Origin of the sequence: Pseudomonas sp. Z18(2022) (assembly GCF_036346535.1) — a bacterium.
GTDB lineage: Bacteria > Pseudomonadota > Gammaproteobacteria > Pseudomonadales > Pseudomonadaceae > Aquipseudomonas > Aquipseudomonas yamanorum_A.
Window position 1 is genome coordinate 1 of record NZ_JAOTOA010000004.1, and the last position, 16,045, is coordinate 16,045.

General features: G+C 62.4%; 10 protein-coding genes, 4 tRNA genes and 1 pseudogene. 10 read left to right on the forward strand and 5 right to left on the reverse strand.

What is annotated here, in order from left to right; translation table 11 throughout:
- Nucleotides 1-560 precede the first annotated feature (560 nt).
- The 6 genes and pseudogenes from kdpF (at nt 561) to V3W39_RS10785 (ending at nt 8,699) form a co-directional block, all read left to right on the forward strand.
- Nucleotides 561-659, forward strand: coding sequence for a K(+)-transporting ATPase subunit F (gene kdpF / locus V3W39_RS10760; protein WP_003219423.1), 99 nt, complete (start codon nt 561-563; stop codon nt 657-659).
- Nucleotides 660-766: 107 nt separating this feature from the next.
- Nucleotides 767-2,473, forward strand: coding sequence for a potassium-transporting ATPase subunit KdpA (gene kdpA, locus V3W39_RS10765; RefSeq protein WP_330212615.1), 1,707 nt, complete (start codon nt 767-769; stop codon nt 2,471-2,473).
- Between the two features lie 10 nt (nt 2,474-2,483).
- Nucleotides 2,484-3,144 (forward strand): annotated as a pseudogene (gene kdpC, locus V3W39_RS10770) (K(+)-transporting ATPase subunit C).
- Between the two features lie 11 nt (nt 3,145-3,155).
- The gene (kdpB, locus tag V3W39_RS10775) at nt 3,156-5,228 is read left to right on the forward strand and encodes a potassium-transporting ATPase subunit KdpB (protein WP_177078265.1); all 2,073 of its coding nucleotides are present in this window, start codon (nt 3,156-3,158) and stop codon (nt 5,226-5,228) included.
- Between the two features lie 130 nt (nt 5,229-5,358).
- Complete coding sequence (locus V3W39_RS10780; protein WP_330212617.1) at nt 5,359-8,010, forward strand: sensor histidine kinase KdpD; 2,652 nt, start codon at nt 5,359-5,361, stop codon at nt 8,008-8,010.
- Nucleotides 8,007-8,699, forward strand: a complete 693-nt coding sequence (locus V3W39_RS10785) for a response regulator (protein ID WP_177048495.1) — start codon at nt 8,007-8,009, stop codon at nt 8,697-8,699. Before V3W39_RS10780 ends, V3W39_RS10785 begins: the two co-directional genes overlap by 4 nt.
- On the opposite strand, the gene V3W39_RS10790 is transcribed toward V3W39_RS10785, so the two are convergent.
- Nucleotides 8,659-9,582: a LysR family transcriptional regulator gene (locus V3W39_RS10790; RefSeq protein WP_177078261.1), complete on the reverse strand. Its 924-nt coding sequence runs from the start codon at nt 9,580-9,582 to the stop codon at nt 8,659-8,661. The two genes, V3W39_RS10785 and V3W39_RS10790, sit on opposite strands and share 41 nt — an antisense overlap.
- 104 nt (nt 9,583-9,686) lie before the next feature.
- On the opposite strand from V3W39_RS10790, the gene V3W39_RS10795 reads away from it, so the two are divergent.
- Nucleotides 9,687-11,201 (forward strand): MFS transporter, encoded by a 1,515-nt coding sequence (locus tag V3W39_RS10795; RefSeq protein ID WP_330212618.1) that lies wholly within the window; start codon nt 9,687-9,689, stop codon nt 11,199-11,201.
- 78 nt (nt 11,202-11,279) lie between these two features.
- On the opposite strand, the gene V3W39_RS10800 is transcribed toward V3W39_RS10795, so the two are convergent.
- Both V3W39_RS10800 and V3W39_RS10805 read right to left on the reverse strand, forming a co-directional pair.
- A tRNA-Asp gene (locus V3W39_RS10800) sits at nt 11,280-11,356 on the reverse strand.
- A gap of 20 nt (nt 11,357-11,376) precedes the next feature.
- Nucleotides 11,377-11,452 (reverse strand) — tRNA-Val (locus V3W39_RS10805).
- 201 nt (nt 11,453-11,653) lie between these two features.
- Between V3W39_RS10805 and V3W39_RS10810 the strand changes: the two genes are divergently transcribed.
- The 3 genes from V3W39_RS10810 to V3W39_RS10820 all read left to right on the forward strand — a co-directional run bounded on the left by V3W39_RS10810 (nt 11,654) and on the right by V3W39_RS10820 (nt 15,643).
- Nucleotides 11,654-12,172 carry a sigma-70 family RNA polymerase sigma factor gene (locus V3W39_RS10810; RefSeq protein ID WP_177048512.1) on the forward strand — a complete coding sequence of 173 codons (519 nt, stop codon included), beginning with the start codon at nt 11,654-11,656 and terminating at the stop codon, nt 12,170-12,172.
- Nucleotides 12,173-12,179: 7 nt separating this feature from the next.
- Nucleotides 12,180-13,160, forward strand: coding sequence for a FecR family protein (locus tag V3W39_RS10815; protein WP_330212619.1), 981 nt, complete (start codon nt 12,180-12,182; stop codon nt 13,158-13,160).
- A gap of 77 nt (nt 13,161-13,237) precedes the next feature.
- The gene (locus tag V3W39_RS10820) at nt 13,238-15,643 is read left to right on the forward strand and encodes a TonB-dependent siderophore receptor (RefSeq protein ID WP_330212620.1); all 2,406 of its coding nucleotides are present in this window, start codon (nt 13,238-13,240) and stop codon (nt 15,641-15,643) included.
- A 147-nt stretch (nt 15,644-15,790) separates the two neighbouring features.
- Here the strand turns inward: V3W39_RS10820 and V3W39_RS10825 are convergent.
- Together V3W39_RS10825 and V3W39_RS10830 are read right to left on the reverse strand one after the other, a co-directional pair.
- Nucleotides 15,791-15,867 (reverse strand) — tRNA-Asp (locus tag V3W39_RS10825).
- Nucleotides 15,868-15,886: 19 nt separating this feature from the next.
- Nucleotides 15,887-15,962, reverse strand: a tRNA-Val gene (locus tag V3W39_RS10830).
- Nucleotides 15,963-16,045: the final 83 nt, after the last annotated feature.

Consider the following 16,045-nt stretch of genomic DNA (forward strand, 5'->3'; position numbering starts at 1 on the left):
AGCGAGGTGCCGACAGGCGGGGCAGAGCGTTTTGGTTACTTTGCCGCTTTTGCAAAGTGACTCGCTGTAAGAGCGAAACCCTAAGTAGCCGTTACCGCAGCAACGGATATGTACACCGCCAGCCGTAAAAAACCCGTATAGATTCAACCCAAGCCATAACGTTTACGTCGTCTCTATTGAGCAACTAATCCCCCCTAAACTACTGTGAACTCCACACCAATCACCCCCGCAGGAAGTCATCGTGGAAAGTTCAACTTTAGGCATGATCGTCCTCTCAATGATCGCCCTGTTCGGCGCCGCCGCCTTTTGCTTCGAACAACTCGCCACCCGCGAATCAAAGAAAAAGAAAGCCAAATAAGCTGATCATCAAAAGCAGCAGAACCCCAGACTTTCAAGGGATACCCCACCCCCGGGCTATCCCTTGTTTTCGTTCGCCCACCACAAATCCATCTATACACCGTCTTAATACCCGCACCGGCAATCAGTGCCCGAACTTGATACCCAACCTCTTAACCTCCCCGCGTCCGCAATCGCGGCTTATTAATCAGGGGAGTTCCACCGTGCTCACACTCAAGTTCATCTATATCGCCAGCGGCTTATGCGCCGTCGGGCTGTTCGCTTATCTGGGCTACGCCCTCATCCGCGCCGAAAAGTTCTAGGGAGCCCGCCATGTTAGACGTGATTTTTATCGCCCTCTCCCTGGTGTTTTTCGCCGCGACAGCCATGGCCATTGTCGCCATGGGCAAGATTTGAACGGAGCCTCGACATGCTAAGCACTTTGCTGGAATTTGCGCTGGTCCTGGCCTTGATGACCGGGCTCGCCGCGCTGATGGGCAAGTGGCTGACCCGGGTCTTTACCGGGACCCACCATGCCCTGCCGGAACGCTGTACCTATCGCCTGCTGGGCATTGACCCGCACGAAACCATGGGCTGGGCCCGCTACGGCTCCGCCCTGCTGCTGTCGAACGCGGCGATGATGCTGCTCGGCTACCTCATCCTGCGTTTGCAGGCGGTGATGCCGATCAACCCCCTCGGGCTGGCCGCGCAAACCCCGGACCTGGCGTTCAACACCGCCGCGTCCTTTATTACCAACACCAACTGGCAGGCGTACTCAGGCGAAACCAGCCTGTCAAACTTCAGCCAGATGGCGGTGATCACCTTCCTGATGTTCGTCGGCGCCACCTCGGGCGTGGTCGCGGCCGCCGGTTTTATCCGTGGCCTGAGTCGCTCAAGCTCGGCGGATATAGGCAACTTCTGGGTCGACTTCACCCGCACGCTCTACCGCGTGATGCTTCCACTGTGCGTGGGCATGGCGCTGGTTTATGTGTGGCAAGGCATGCCACAGACCTTTGCCTCGCAAGCCCTGGCCACAACGCTTGAAGGCGTACAACAGCAGTTGATTGTCGGCGCCGTGGCGAGCTTCGAATCGATCAAGCATATCGGCACCAACGGCGGCGGCTTCTTCAGCATGAACGCCGCGCACCCGTTCGAGAACCCCACACCGCTGACCAACGCGCTGCACATCCTCAGCATGTTGCTGATCCCGTCAGCACTGACTTACACCTTCGGCAGCATGCTGCTGCAACGCCGTCAGGGCTGGGTGTTTTTCGGCACGTTCCTGGTGATGTTCTTAGGCTTCCTCGCGCTGGTGTATGGCGCCGAGCAAAACGGCAACCCGCTGCTGACCCAGGCCGGTGCCAACCAGACGCTGTCCATCGAGCAAAGCGGCGGCAACATGGAGGGCAAGGAGCTGCGTTTCGGCATCGCCGACAGCAGCCTGTTTATCGCCACCACAACGGCTGCCACCACCGGCTCGGTCAACGCGATGCACGACTCATTGACCCCCATGGGCGGCTTCGTGCCCCTGGCGCAGATGATGCTCAACTGCGTGTTCGGCGGCGACGGCGTGGGCTTTATCAACCTGATCCAGTACGCGCTGCTGACGGTGTTCCTGGTGGGCATGATGATCGGCCGCAGCCCGGAATTCCTCGGCAAGAAGATCGAGGCCCGGGAGATGAAACTGGTGATGCTCTCGGTGCTCGCGCACCCCATCAGCATCCTCGGTTTCACCGCCCTCGCCGCCCTGTGGCCCGACACCATGGCCAGCCTCAACAACCTCGGCCCTCACGGCTTCAGCGAGGTGCTCTACGCCTACACCTCGGGCACCGCCAACAACGGTTCGGCGTTCGCCGGGTTGAACGCCAACACGCCGTTTTTCAACACCACCATTGGCCTCGCGATGTTGATCGGGCGCTTCTTCACCATGCTGCCGATGCTGGCCGTGGCCGGTTCCCTGGCGATGAAAAAGACCGTGCCTGCCGGTGCCGGCACCATCCCCACCGCGACCCCATTGTTCATGGTGCTGGTGGTGTTTGTGGTGCTGGTAGTAGGCGGCCTGACTTTCCTGCCGGCCCTCGCGCTCGGCCCGCTGGTGGAGCAACTGCAGTTGCTGTCCGGCCAGACGTACAACTAAGGACACCTTGATGACGACTCAATCGATATTCAAAGGGCTGTTGCGCCCGGTGCTGGTTTCGGCGGTGTTTTTCATGGCGCTGACCGGCCTCGCGTATCCGGCCTTCACCACCTTGGCTGCGCAGTTGCTGTTCCCGTTCCAGGCCCAGGGTTCGCTGATTGAACGTGACGGGCTGGTAATCGGCTCAGCGTTGATCGGCCAGGATTTCAACCAGCCCGGCTACTTCCATGGCCGCCCGAGCATGACCCTCGGCGCCGACCCGCAAGACCCAAGCAAAAGCGTGTCGCAGCCGTACAACGCAGGCTCAAGCGGCGCCAGCAACCTGGGCCCTACCACCCAGAAACTAGTGGACCAGGTCGCCGCCCGAGTCAAAGCGTATCGCCAGGACAACGGTCTCGCCGCCGACGCCCAGGTACCGGTGGATGCGGTCACCGCCTCCGCCTCCGGCCTGGACCCGCATATCTCGGTGGCCAACGCGCGCATCCAGCTGGCCCGGGTCGCCCGCCTGCGGCAGATCCCCGAAGCCGAACTGCTGCAACTGGTGAACGAAAACACCGCCGCCCGCACCCTCGGTTTGCTCGGCGAACCACGGGTCAATGTGCTGCAACTCAACCTCGCGCTGGACGCTCGCCTGCCTCTGCGTCAGCCCCCCTATTGCGGCCAGTGAGTAAGAGATTCCCCCATGATCAAGAATGCTCGTTTACCTCTGTTTGACCGCGCCATCGTGCTCACTGCCTGCGCCGATGCGTTCAAGAAACTGCTGCCCCAGGCGCAGTGGAAAAACCCGGTGATGTTCGTGGTGTACCTGGGCAGCCTGCTCACCACGCTGCTGTGGTTCCAGTCCCTCGGTGGCCAGGGTGAAGCGCCCAGCGGGTTTATCCTCAGCATCTGCTTGTGGCTGTGGTTCACCGTGCTGTTCGCCAACTTCGCCGAGGCCCTGGCCGAGGGCCGCAGCCGGGCCCAGGCCGCCAGCCTGCGGGGGATGAAACGCCAGACCCTGGCCAAGCTGCTGCAACAACCCAAGCACGGCGCGGCCTGGCTGCCCACCGAGGCAACGCTGTTGCGCAAGGACCAGGTGGTGCTGATCGAAGCCGGCGACCTGGTGCCGCTGGACGGCGTGGTGATCGAAGGCGTGGCCTCGGTGGATGAAAGCGCAATCACCGGCGAATCGGCGCCGGTGATTCGTGAAGCCGGTGGCGACTTTTCCTCAGTCACCGGCGGCACCCGCGTGCTGTCGGATTGGCTGGTGGTGCGCATCAGCGTCAACCCGGGCGAGTCGTTCCTCGACCGCATGATCTCCATGGTCGAATCCGCCAAGCGCCAGAAGACGCCCAATGAAGTCGCCCTGACGATTTTACTGGTGGGCCTGACCCTGTTGTTCCTGCTGGTGATCGCCACCCTGAGCCCGTACTCGATTTTCGCCGTGGCCATGAGCGGCAGCGGCAGCGTGGTCAGCGCCACGGTGCTGGTGGCGCTGTTGGTGTGCCTGATCCCCACCACCATCGGCGGCCTGCTCTCGGCCATCGGCGTGGCGGGCATGAGCCGGATGATGTCGGCCAATGTGATCGCTACCTCGGGCCGGGCCGTTGAGGCAGCGGGTGACATCGACGTGTTGCTGCTGGACAAGACCGGCACCATCACCCTGGGCAATCGCCAGGCCAGCAGCTTCCTGCCTGCACCGGGCATCAAGGAAGCCGAGTTGGCCGACGCCGCGCAACTGGCCTCCCTGGCCGACGAAACCCCGGAAGGCCGCAGCATCGTGGTATTGGCCAAGCAGAAATTCGACATCCGCGCGCGGGACATCAACGCCCTGGGCGCAAGCTTTGTGCACTTCACCGCACAGACCCGCATGAGTGGCGTCGACCTGCCCGAAGGCCGAGGCATCCGCAAGGGCGCCGCGGATGCCATCCGCAGTCATATCGAAGCGTTGGGCGGTAGTTTTCCGACAGCCCTGCAGGCCAAGGTCGACGAAGTATCGCGCCGCGGCAGCACCCCACTGGTGGTGTCCGACGGTGCAAAAGCCCTGGGCGTGGTGGAGCTCAAGGACGTGGTCAAGGGCGGCATCAAGGAGCGTTTTGCCGAACTGCGGCGCATGGGCATCAAGACCGTGATGATCACCGGCGACAACCGGCTGACCGCCGCCGCGATTGCGGTGGAAGCCGGCGTGGATGACTTCCTCGCCGAGGCCCGCCCGGAAGACAAGCTGCAACTGATCCGCGACTACCAGGCCCAGGGCAAGCTCGTGGCCATGACCGGCGACGGCACCAACGATGCACCGGCGCTGGCCCAGGCCGACGTGGCGGTGGCGATGAACAGCGGCACCCAGGCGGCGAAAGAGGCCGGCAACATGGTCGACCTCGACAGCAACCCGACCAAGTTGATCGAGGTGGTCGAGGTCGGCAAACAGATGCTGATGACCCGCGGCGCGCTCACCACCTTCAGCGTGGCGAATGACGTGGCGAAGTACTTCGCAATCATCCCGGCGGCGTTTGTCGCGACTTACCCGCAACTCGGCGCGCTGAACGTGATGCACCTGACCAGCCCCAACTCGGCGATTCTCAGCGCAGTGATTTTCAACGCGCTGATCATTGTCGCGCTGATTCCGCTGGCACTGCGCGGCGTGACCTATCGCGCGATTGGCGCGGCGGCGCTGCTCAATCGCAACCTGCTGATCTATGGCCTGGGCGGCGTACTGGTGCCGTTTGCCGGGATCAAGCTGATTGACATGGTGCTGACCGGGCTGGGCCTCGTGTAGCACCCGATCCACTGTAGGAGCGAGCTTGCTCGCGAAGGGCGTCAACGATAACGCGGGAAACCTGACACCCAACGGCGCTCTCCTGTTTTTCGCGAGCAAGCTCGCTCCTACAGTCCATTTGAGGAATGACATGCCCGCATTAAATGAAGAACGCCCCGACCCCGACGCCCTCCTCGCCCGGGTCCAGCAGGAAGAACAGGCCGCCTTGCGCGGCAAATTGCGTATCTACTTCGGCTCCAACGCCGGCGTGGGCAAGACCTGCGCCATGCTCGACGCAGCGCAACGGGAAACCAGCCTCGGCCGCGACGTACTCGCCGGCGTGGTGGAAACCCACGGCCGCCAGGAAACCGCCGACCTGCTCGACGGCCTCGAACAACTGCCCCGCGCCCAGCGCCTGCACCGCGACTTTGCCCTCACCGAATTCGACCTCGACGCCGCCCTGCAACGCCATCCCGCCGTGCTGCTGGTGGATGAACTGGCCCACAGCAACGTGCCCGGCTCGCGCCACCCGAAACGCTGGCAAGACGTGGAAGAGCTGCTCAGTGCCGGCATCGATGTGTGGACCACTCTCAACGTCCAGCACCTGGAAAGCCTTAACGATCTGGTGAGTGGGATCATTGGCATTCGGGTGCGGGAAACCGTACCCGACCACGTGTTCGACAACGCCCACGAAGTGGTGGTGGTCGACCTGCCGCCGGATGACCTGCTGCAACGCTTGAAGGACGGCAAGGTGTACCTGGGCCTCCAGGCCGAGCGCGCGTCGCGGCACTTTTTCCGCAAGGGTAACCTGCTGGCTCTGCGGGAACTGGCCCTGCGCCGTACCGCCGACCGGGTCGACACACAGATGCGCGTGTACCGTCGCGAACAGTCGATCAAGACCCTGTGGCCCGCCCGCGAGCGGTTGCTGGTGGGCGTGGCCGGTGACGCCGGGGATGAGCGCCTGGTGCGCGAAGCAGCGCGCCTGGCGCAAAAGCTTGAGGCGGACTGGATCGTAGTGCACGTCGCTGCAGCCCAAGGTCGCGGCGCCAAGCGTTACCTCACCGCGATGAAAACTCTGGCCCTGGCCGCCGAATTCGGCGCCGACACCGCAACATTGCCGGGCATGGACGTCGCCGAAGCGCTGGCCGCGTGTGCCCGGGAACACAACGCCAATCGCCTGGTGCTCGGCCATCACCCGCGCCGGGCGTGGCGGTTCTGGCATCAGTCGGTGGGCGACCGGATCAGCCGGCACCATCCGCAGATCGACCAGATCGTGATCGCCCATGGCGTGTTGCCGGGCACGGCTCCCGTCATTGAAAAAACCGCGCCCGCACCTGGCCGAACCCTGGCCTATATCTGGGCCACCCTCGCCTGTTTCACCGCCAGCGCCATCGCCTCGCTGCTGCTGCAAGTGTTCGAGCTGGCCAACGTGGTGATGCTGTTCCTGCTCACGGTGGTGCTGGTGGCCCTGCGCTTTGGACGCGGCCCCGGCGTCTGGGCGGCAATGCTGGCGGTGCTGTGTTTCGACTTCTTTTTCGTCCAGCCACGCTACTCATTTACGGTCAATGACACCCAGTATTTCTTCACCTTCGCGCTGATGCTCGGCATCGCCCTGATCACCGGGCAACTCACCGCCCGCCTGCGCCACGAAGCCCGCACCGCCGCCGCCCGGGAGCGTCGCGCCACCTCACTGGCACGGCTGGCCCGGGACCTGTCGGCGGCGCTGACCGTGGAGCAGATCAGCGAAGTGGCGCTGCGCACCTTCAGCGGCGTGTTCGAGGCGCGGGTCGGCCTGGCCTTGCCGGACGCCGCCGATGGCGTGCACAGCGTGGGCGCGGGCGGGCTGCCGATCGACGACAGCATCGCCCAATGGACCTACGACCACGGCCAGTCAGCCGGCCAGGGCACCGACACGTTATCCGCCGCCAAGGGTTGCTACCTGCCGCTCAAGGCACCGATGCGCGTGCGCGGCGTGCTGGTGCTGGAACTGGCGCAAAGCGAACGCTTGAACGAGCCCGAAGAACGCCGCCTGCTGGAGGCCTGCATGAGCCAGTTGGCGATTGCCCTGGAGCGTGTGCACTTCGTCGAAGTGGCGCAAAGCACGCTGGTGCAGATGGAAGGCGAGAAGATGCGCAACACCCTGCTCGCGGCGATTTCCCACGACCTGCGCACACCGCTGACCACCCTGATCGGCGCTGCCGACACCGCCCTGCCCCATGCGCCGCCAGGGCCGCTGACCGAGTTGCTGCACGGCATTCACGAGCAGGCGACCTCAATGCAACGCCTGATCGAAAACCTGCTGGACATGGCCCGCATGCAAGAGCGTGGCGTGCGGCTCAACCGGCAATGGCATTCCCTGGAAGAGATCGTCGGCAGCGCCCTGCGCCAATTGCGCGAACCACTGGCCCGGCATGTGCTGCATGCCACGCTGGACCGGCAGTTGCCACTGGTGGAAGTCGACGCGCTGCTGATCGAACGGGTGCTGGTCAACCTGCTGGACAACGCCGCCAAGTACACCCCGGCTGGCACGCTTATCACCGTGGCCGCCAGTGCCGTGTCGGACAGCATCCTCCTGGAAGTCAGCGACACCGGCCCGGGCAGCGCGCCGGCCAATCTGTTCGAACCGTTTGCCCGTGGCCAGCAGGAATCCTCCGTCGCCGGGATCGGCCTGGGCCTGGCCCTGGCCAAACGCATCGTCGAAGCCCACGGCGGGCGCATCGAAGCCAAGCCTGGCCGCGAGCGCGGCATGCATTTCGTCATCACTTTACCGGCGGGCACCCCGCCCTCAATGGACGCCCTATGAGCACTGCACGCATTCTGATTGTTGAAGACGAGGCCAATATCCGCCGCTTTGTCGGCATCGCCCTGCAGGATGAGGGCTTCCAGGTGTTCGAGGCCGACAGCGTCAAGCGCGCGTTGATCCACGCCTCCAGCCGCCAGCCGGACCTTGTGATTGTCGACCTCGGCCTGCCGGATGGCGACGGCAAGCAGTTGATCAGTGAGCTGCGGGGCTGGCTGGCGGTGCCGATCCTGGTGTTGTCGGCACGGGATCGCGAAGAAGAAAAAGTCGCCGCCCTGGACGCCGGCGCCGACGACTACCTGACCAAACCCTTCGGCGTGCCCGAGTTGCTCGCGCGCATCCGTGCGCAGCTGCGTCGACACGGGCAAACCGGTACGGTGGCGGCCACCAGCAAAGTGGCGTTTGGCGAGATTGAAGTGGACCTGGCGACCCATGAAGTGTGGCGCCAGGGCCAACCGGTGCACCTGACGCCTATCGAATACCGCCTGCTGTGCGCGATGATCCGCGGGCAGAGCCGGGTGCTGACCCATCGCCAATTATTGCTGGAAGTGTGGGGCCTGGATTACGTGGACCGCGCCCACTATCTGCGGGTGCATATGGCGCATCTGCGGCAGAAGCTGGAGGCGGACCCGGCCCAGCCGCAGTACTTCATTACCGAGTTGCAGGTGGGCTACCGGCTGGTGGGGTTGTGAACAGATGCGCGGCGGCGAAGTCGACAAATACGCGGATTTTCGGTGACAGGTGCCGGCTGGAGGGCCACAGGGCCCAGAACTGGCCCTGGTCGTCGGAGTGGCCGTCGAGCACGGTTTCCAGTTGGCCCTGGGCGAGGGCCTCGCGGGCCAGGAAGTCCGGCACGTAGGCAATGCCATGGCCATCCATTGCAGCCCTGAGCATGGCCTCCATATTGTTCAAGGTCAGGGCGGTGGGCAGGCGCAATTGGGTGATGGCCGGGTTGGCGGACAAGGTCCAGTCCATGATTTTTCCGGTGGTGGCGAAGCGGTAACGCAAACACGGGTGGTGCTCCAGGTCGCCCAGGGATTGCGGCCGACCGTTGGCGCGCAGGTACTCGGGCGACGCACACAACACAAACCTGAACGGCCCGAGCTTGCGGGCCATCAAGGTCGAATCCGCCAGGCCCCCGCTGCGGATGACCACGTCGAACCCCTCCTCGATCACGTCCACCAGATGATCGTTGAAATCCAGCTCCAGCTCGATCTCCGGGTAGGCTTTGCGGAACGCCACCATGTGCGGAAAAAGGAACCGATAGCCAATGGTGGGCAGGCTGACCCGCAGCTTGCCCCGGGGTGCCTGCATCGCATGGGAAAGCATGGCGCGGGCGTCTTGCAGGTCGTCGAGAATTTTCCGACAGCGTTCGTAGAACAACTGGCCTTCGGCGGTGAGGCTGACCTTGCGCGTACTGCGGTGCAACAGCCGCACATTCAGCGACGCCTCAAGCTTGGCGACATTCTTGCCCACCGCCGAGGCGGAAATCCCCATCGCCCGGGCCGCGCCGGTGAAGCTCAAGGCTTCTGCCGTTTTTACGAAGGCGAGCACACCGCTCAGGTTATCGGTCACGTCATTGCATCCATCAAGTCCGTTATGAACGGAATGTAAGCCCGTTTATCCACGATTGCATCCTGATTAGAGTCTTTGAATCTTCAGACCTGCGGGAGTGCCCCATGAACACTGCAACCGAATCCGCGCCCGACCATGGCCGCTATTCCATCCTCGCGGCGATTTGCCTGGCGGCCCTGGTATTGCCCATGAGCTTCACCGGCGGTGCCGTCGCCACGCCCTTTATCGGCCAGGCCTTTGCGGCCCAGCCAAGCCAACTGGCGTGGATCACCAACGCGTTCATGCTGAGTTTCGGCAGCCTGTTGATGGCCGCCGGCACCCTCGCCGATCTTTATGGGAGAAAGCGTCTGTTCCTGTGGGGCATGGCGCTGTTTGCTGTGGTCTCCCTGCAGCTGGCAGCGGCGCCGGGCATTTTCTGGCTGGATGTATTGCGCGGGGTACAGGGCGTGGCAGCGGCCACCGCATTGGCCAGTGGCTGCGCCGCCCTCGCCCAGGAGTTTGACGGCCACGCCCGCACCCGCGCCTTCAGCTTGTTGGGCACGACGTTCGGCGCCGGCCTGGCGTTTGGGCCGTTGCTCTCGGGGTTGCTGATCGAACACTGGGGCTGGCGCGCGATTTTCCTCGGCACCGCCCTGCTCGCCGGCCTCTCGCTGCTGTTTGCCGCGCCGAAAATGCGCGAAAGCCGTGACCCGCAAGCATCGCGCCTGGACACTCCTGGCGTGCTGACGTTTTCGGCGATGCTGGTGGCCCTGACCACGGCGGTGATCCTGGCCCCGGAGCATGGCTGGGCGTCGCCGCTGGTTGATTCACTGCTGGTGGCGGCGGCAGTGTTTTTGCTGGTGTTTATCATCGTCGAAAACCGCTCAAGCCAGCCGATGCTGGACCTGCGGCTATTTCGCTTCCCGCGTTTTCTTGGCGTGCAACTCCTGCCAATCGGCACCTGCTACTGCTACATCGTGCTGATCGTGTTGCTGCCCCTGCGGTTTATTGGTGTGGAAGGCACCAGCGCGCTGGAGGCGGGCCTGATGATGCTGGCGCTGTCGGCACCGATGCTGGTGGTGCCGATGATTGCGGCTTCGCTGACACGCTGGCTGTCGGCCGGTGTGTTGTGTGCCATTGGCCTGCTGATCGCGGCGGCGGGCCTGTGGGGGTTGAGCCTGGCTGAGCAGCCCGGGCAAACCGTCGCTGCGATGCTGGTGATCGGGATCGGCACCGGGCTGCCGTGGGGCTTGATGGATGGCCTGGCGATCAGCGTGGTGCCGAAAGAGCGCGCGGGAATGGCGGCGGGGATTTTCAATACGACGCGCGTTGCCAGTGAAGGCGTGGCGCTGGCGATTACGATGGCGGTGTTGGGGGCATTGGTGGCGCATCACCTGAAGGGTCGCGCGGGGGTCGACGTTTCAGTGATTGCCCAAGGCTTGGTCATGGGTAACGTGCAACTGGCCTCGGCGGTCATCCCGCTGGAAGCACTGCGCAGCGCCTACATCGCGGGGTTCAACACCTTGCTGCAACTGCTCGCGGGACTCACCGTGCTGACGGCGATGGTGGTTCTGGTCTTCATGGGGCGAAACAGCATGGCGACAGTGCAAACCGAGCCGGGGGTTCAGTCGTTGAGCTGAATCCCGGGCACAAAAAAGCCCGCTCAATGAGCGGGCTTTGCGTGGTACCTGGCGTTCAGCATTCCAGGTGACCGAATATGGCGCAGCGGACGGGACTCGAACCCGCGACCCCCGGCGTGACAGGCCGGTATTCTAACCGACTGAACTACCGCTGCGCGTAACACTAAGAAGCGAATGGTGGGTGATGACGGGATCGAACCGCCGACCCTCTGCTTGTAAGGCAGATGCTCTCCCAGCTGAGCTAATCACCCTTCACTTTCGGTGTGGGGCGCATTCTATAGCAATTTTTCGTAATGTCATGATTTAAATGCAATTTATTTAAAATATTTTGCCTGTGACTGAGCGCACCCCGCAAAACCGGTGCTTTGGGTGCAAACGCGAGTCTATTGCGTTTGCCCAAGCCTTGGCCCCACAATTAACAATTATTCTCAATAACACCTGGGTCGCGCCTTATGTCTGTGGGTGAACCGCCGTTCCAACGGGAGATTACCGAGTTGTACAGCGAGCATCACAGCTGGCTGTTCACTTGGTTGCGCCGAAAACTGGGCTGTACCCACAACGCCGCCGACGTAGCGCAGGATACCTTCGCGCGGATTCTGCACACACGCGAATCGGTGACCGGCATTCGCGAGCCCCGGGCCTATTTGAGCACCACTGCCCGGCGGCTGATCATCGACCAGGCCCGGCGCAAGCAGATTGAGAACGCCTACCTTCAGGAACTGATGCTGACGGTGGAGACCCTGGAAGGGTTTCAGTCGCCTGAACGGCTCCACGCCACCCTGGAAGCCCTTGAGCACATCGCCTTCATTCTTGAAGGCATGCACGACAACATGCGTCAGGCGTTTGTGCTGTATTACCTCGAAGACCTGACCCAGCAACAAATCGCCCGCCAACTGAAACTGTCGGAGCGTACGGTGCGCAAATACCTGATCCAGGCCCTGCTGCATTGCAGCCACAGCGTGGACATCTGAGCCGCGCATGACTGATTCCCGCCAACAGATCGACGAACAAGCCGCCGAATGGATGATTCGCCTGCACGAAGGCGAATTGACCGAGGCCCAGCGCCAGGCGTTCGAACGCTGGAAGCAGCAAGGCCCGCAACACGCGGCCTCAGCGGCACGCATGGAGGGCGTGGTTGCGCGGATGCAGGCCCTGCGCGGGCAAAAAGCCCCGGCGCGGGCGGCCTTGAATGCGGCGTTTCCACGGCACGGAAAAACCCGCAAGCACTACGGCCGCGCACTGGTATTGGCCGGCAGCCTGGCCCTTCCCGCCGCGGCGCTGCTCTATAGCCCTTACCCACAACAGTGGATGGCCGATGTGCACAACGGCCCCGGCGAATGGAAAACCCTGCGCCTGGCAGACGGTTCCACGCTGAAGTTGAACGGCATCAGTGCGGCAAACCTGCACTTCGACAGCCGGCAGCGGCGCATCGAGTTGCTGCAAGGCGAGATCCTGGTGGAGGTGGCTCATGATCGCGAGCGGCCGTTTGTGGTGCAGACCGCCCAAGGCACCTTGCGCGCGCTGGGCACACGGTTTGTGGTGAAGCGCGAGGGTGATGTCACCGTATTGAGCATGCTCGAATCCCGCGTTGCCGCCCAAAGTGCGAATGGCCAGCAGACCCTGAAAGTGGACGCGGGCTCACAGGCGCGGGTCAGCAAGGATGCAGTGAGCCTCTCGGGCAGCGTCGATACGGCGAGCGTCAATGACGCCTGGCATCGCCACCAACTGGTGGTGGATAACCGGCCGCTGCCGGAAGTGCTGGAGGAGATCGCCCGTCACCGTTCGGGGCGCTTGCAGTTTGATCGGGCCGCACTGGCGAACCTCAAGGTCTCCGCCGTACTCCCTCTGGACGACACCGACCGCACCTTGCAGATGCTGGCCCAAACCCTGCCGATCACACTCAAAACCTTTACGCCGTGGCTGATGATCGTCAGCCCGAGTGCCGAGAGCAAAAAATAATTATTCGCATTGCTTCCGCTTTTTTTCGGGCTGCCCGTCAAGGAAGGTATATCGATCACTAAAGGACTGCCCTCGCCATGCCCGCCCGTTCCCACCCTCGCAGACGCCTGCTGAGTTGCGCACCGCTGACCCTTACATTGCTCGCGACGACGTTGCTGGATATCCACCTGGCCCAGGCCGACACGGTAAACGTTGCGGCACACGCCTACGACATCCCCGCCGGGCCGCTCGGCGCCACCCTCAATCGGTTTGCCCAGCAGGCAGGCGTGGCGATTGTGTTCCAGTCCCACAACCTGGAAGGGCTGAACGGGCCTGGGCTGAAAGGCACTTACAGCGTGGACGCAGGGTTCGACAGGTTGCTTCAGGGCAGCGGCTACCGGGCGATCAAAGGCGACCAGGTGTACGCACTGGAAGCCATTCCTGCGGCCACTGGCGCCATGGAACTGGGCACCACTCAAGTCAGCGCCAACCAACTCGGCACGGTTACGGAGGGCACCGGTTCCTACACCCCAGGTACCATCGCCACCGCCACCCGCCTGGTGCTGACGCCACGGGAAACACCGCAATCGATCTCGGTAGTGACCCGCCAGGTGATGGACGATTTCGGCCTGACGGCCATCGACGATGTGATGCGCCACACACCCGGCATTACCGTATCGACCTATGACTCCGAGCGGACCAACTACTATTCCCGCGGTTTCTCCATCGTCAACTTCCAATACGATGGCATCCCGACCCTACGTGACACCCAGTACTCGGCAGGCCAGACCCTGACCGACATGGCCATTTATGACCGCGTCGAAGTGCTCAAGGGAGCTACCGGCCTGCTCACCGGTGCGGGCGGCGCCGGCGGCACCATCAACCTGATTCGCAAGAAGCCTACCGCCGACTTCCAGGGCAACATCGAACTCGGCGCCGGGACCTGGGACAACTACCGCACACAGGTTGACGTCAGTGGCCCGCTGACCGAAACCGGAAACGTGCGCGGCCGGGCAGTAGCGGCCTACCAGGACAAAAAATCTTTCCTCGACCACTATTCACGCAAGACCGGCGTTTACTACGGCATTCTTGAAGTAGACCTGGACGAAGATACCCTTCTGACGCTGGGCGCAGACTATCAGGACAGTGATCCAAAAGGCTCCAGCTGGACGGGCTCGCGTACCGTCTTCGACCCCATGGGTAACCGCCTTAACCTGCCGCGCTCATTCAATAACGGCCCGAAATGGAGCTCCTGGGCACAGTACAGCCGCACGGCGTTCGCCACCCTCGAACACACCTTCGACAATGGCTGGGTGACCAAAGGCCAGTACCACCATCAGGTCAACGGCTATGACTCGCCCTTGGGCTACATTTCCCAGGACAGCGCAACCGAGAGTTCGATCTGGGCGCAAAAGTACACCGGCGAAACCACCGCCGATAGCCTGGATGTCTACGCTTCGGGGCCATTCGAATTGTTAGGCCGCGAACACCAACTGGTGGTGGGCCAGTCACTGTCCATCTCCAAATGGAAAGGCAAGGACTATGGCAGAGCGACCTATTTTGATAACTCCTATGACTTTTACCAGTGGCATGGTGAAGCGATTGAGCCGCTGTGGAACCAACCCACCAAGATCAATGATCTGACCACCCGCCAGACGGGGTCGTACATCACGGGACGCTTCAGCCTGATGGACGAACTGCACCTGTTGCTGGGAGGCAGGGTCGCCAACTACCAAGTCACAGGCACCCGAGAGAGCCAGGAGAGCGGCAAGGTTGTGCCCTATGCCGGCCTGGTGTATGACCTCAACGACAACTTCTCCACCTACGCCAGCTACACCGAGATCTTCCAGCCCCATACCGAGTACACCGACCGTACAGGCAAAATGCTTGACCCCAATGAGGGCAAGAACTATGAACTGGGTATCAAAGGCGAGTTCTTCGGCGGGCGCCTGAACACCAGCCTCGCCTATTTCGAGGTGCATGAAAAAAATCGCCCGCTGGCCGACACACTCTTCAACTCGATTCCGGGAAACGACCGAGCTTATGTAGGCACCGAGACCAAGACCAAAGGCTACGAAGCGGAAATCTCCGGAGAACTTAAACCCGGCTGGCAGCTGCAGGCGGGCTATACCCACAAAATCGCACGTGATGCCGAAGGCGAGAAAGTCTCCACGTGGGAGCCGCAAGACCAGATCAGCTTCTACACCAGCTACAAACTCAAAGGCAGCCTGGACAAACTCACCCTCGGCGGGGGCGCACGCTGGCAAAGCGCTGGCTGGCAGACTCTCTACAACAGCGGCAAACAGGCGTCCGAGAAATTCACTCAAGACCCGTACTGGCTGGTGGATCTGATGGCACGCTACCAAGTCACTGAAAACCTCTCAGCGACCCTCAACGTCAACAACCTGTTCGATAAGGTGTACTACACCAATATCGGCTTCTACACCTCGGCCTACTACGGCGACCCGCGCAATGTGATGGTTACCACCCGCTGGGATTTCTGAACCCAATAAAAAACGCCCCCGATCACTGCACGTGATCGGGGGCGTTTTTATGGCCAAGGCTTTTTACAAACCCCAGACAGCAAAAAGCCCGCTCGATGAGCGGGCTTTGCGTGGTACCTGGCGTTCAGCATTCCAGGTGACCGAATATGGCGCAGCGGACGGGACTCGAACCCGCGACCCCCGGCGTGACAGGCCGGTATTCTAACCGACTGAACTACCGCTGCGCGTAACACTAGAAGCGAATGGTGGGTGATGACGGGATCGAACCGCCGACCCTCTGCTTGTAAGGCAGATGCTCTCCCAGCTGAGCTAATCACCCTTCACTTTCGGTGTGGCGCGCATTCTACGGAGCGACCCAGGGTCTGGCAAGCACTTTCTTAAATAATTTTTTTCAGGCCTTCC

Excerpts from the sequence above, each read along its gene's own strand:
- kdpA (WP_330212615.1), top strand. The coding sequence starts at position 767 with ATGCTAAGCACTTTGCTGGAATTTGCGCTGGTCCTGGCCTTGATGACC.
- kdpB (WP_177078265.1), top strand. The coding sequence starts at position 3,156 with ATGATCAAGAATGCTCGTTTACCTCTGTTTGACCGCGCCATCGTGCTC.
- V3W39_RS10780 (WP_330212617.1), top strand. The coding sequence starts at position 5,359 with ATGCCCGCATTAAATGAAGAACGCCCCGACCCCGACGCCCTCCTCGCC.
- V3W39_RS10785 (WP_177048495.1), top strand. The coding sequence starts at position 8,007 with ATGAGCACTGCACGCATTCTGATTGTTGAAGACGAGGCCAATATCCGC.
- V3W39_RS10795 (WP_330212618.1), top strand. The coding sequence starts at position 9,687 with ATGAACACTGCAACCGAATCCGCGCCCGACCATGGCCGCTATTCCATC.
- V3W39_RS10810 (WP_177048512.1), top strand. The coding sequence starts at position 11,654 with ATGTCTGTGGGTGAACCGCCGTTCCAACGGGAGATTACCGAGTTGTAC.
- V3W39_RS10815 (WP_330212619.1), top strand. The coding sequence starts at position 12,180 with ATGACTGATTCCCGCCAACAGATCGACGAACAAGCCGCCGAATGGATG.
- V3W39_RS10820 (WP_330212620.1), top strand. The coding sequence starts at position 13,238 with ATGCCCGCCCGTTCCCACCCTCGCAGACGCCTGCTGAGTTGCGCACCG.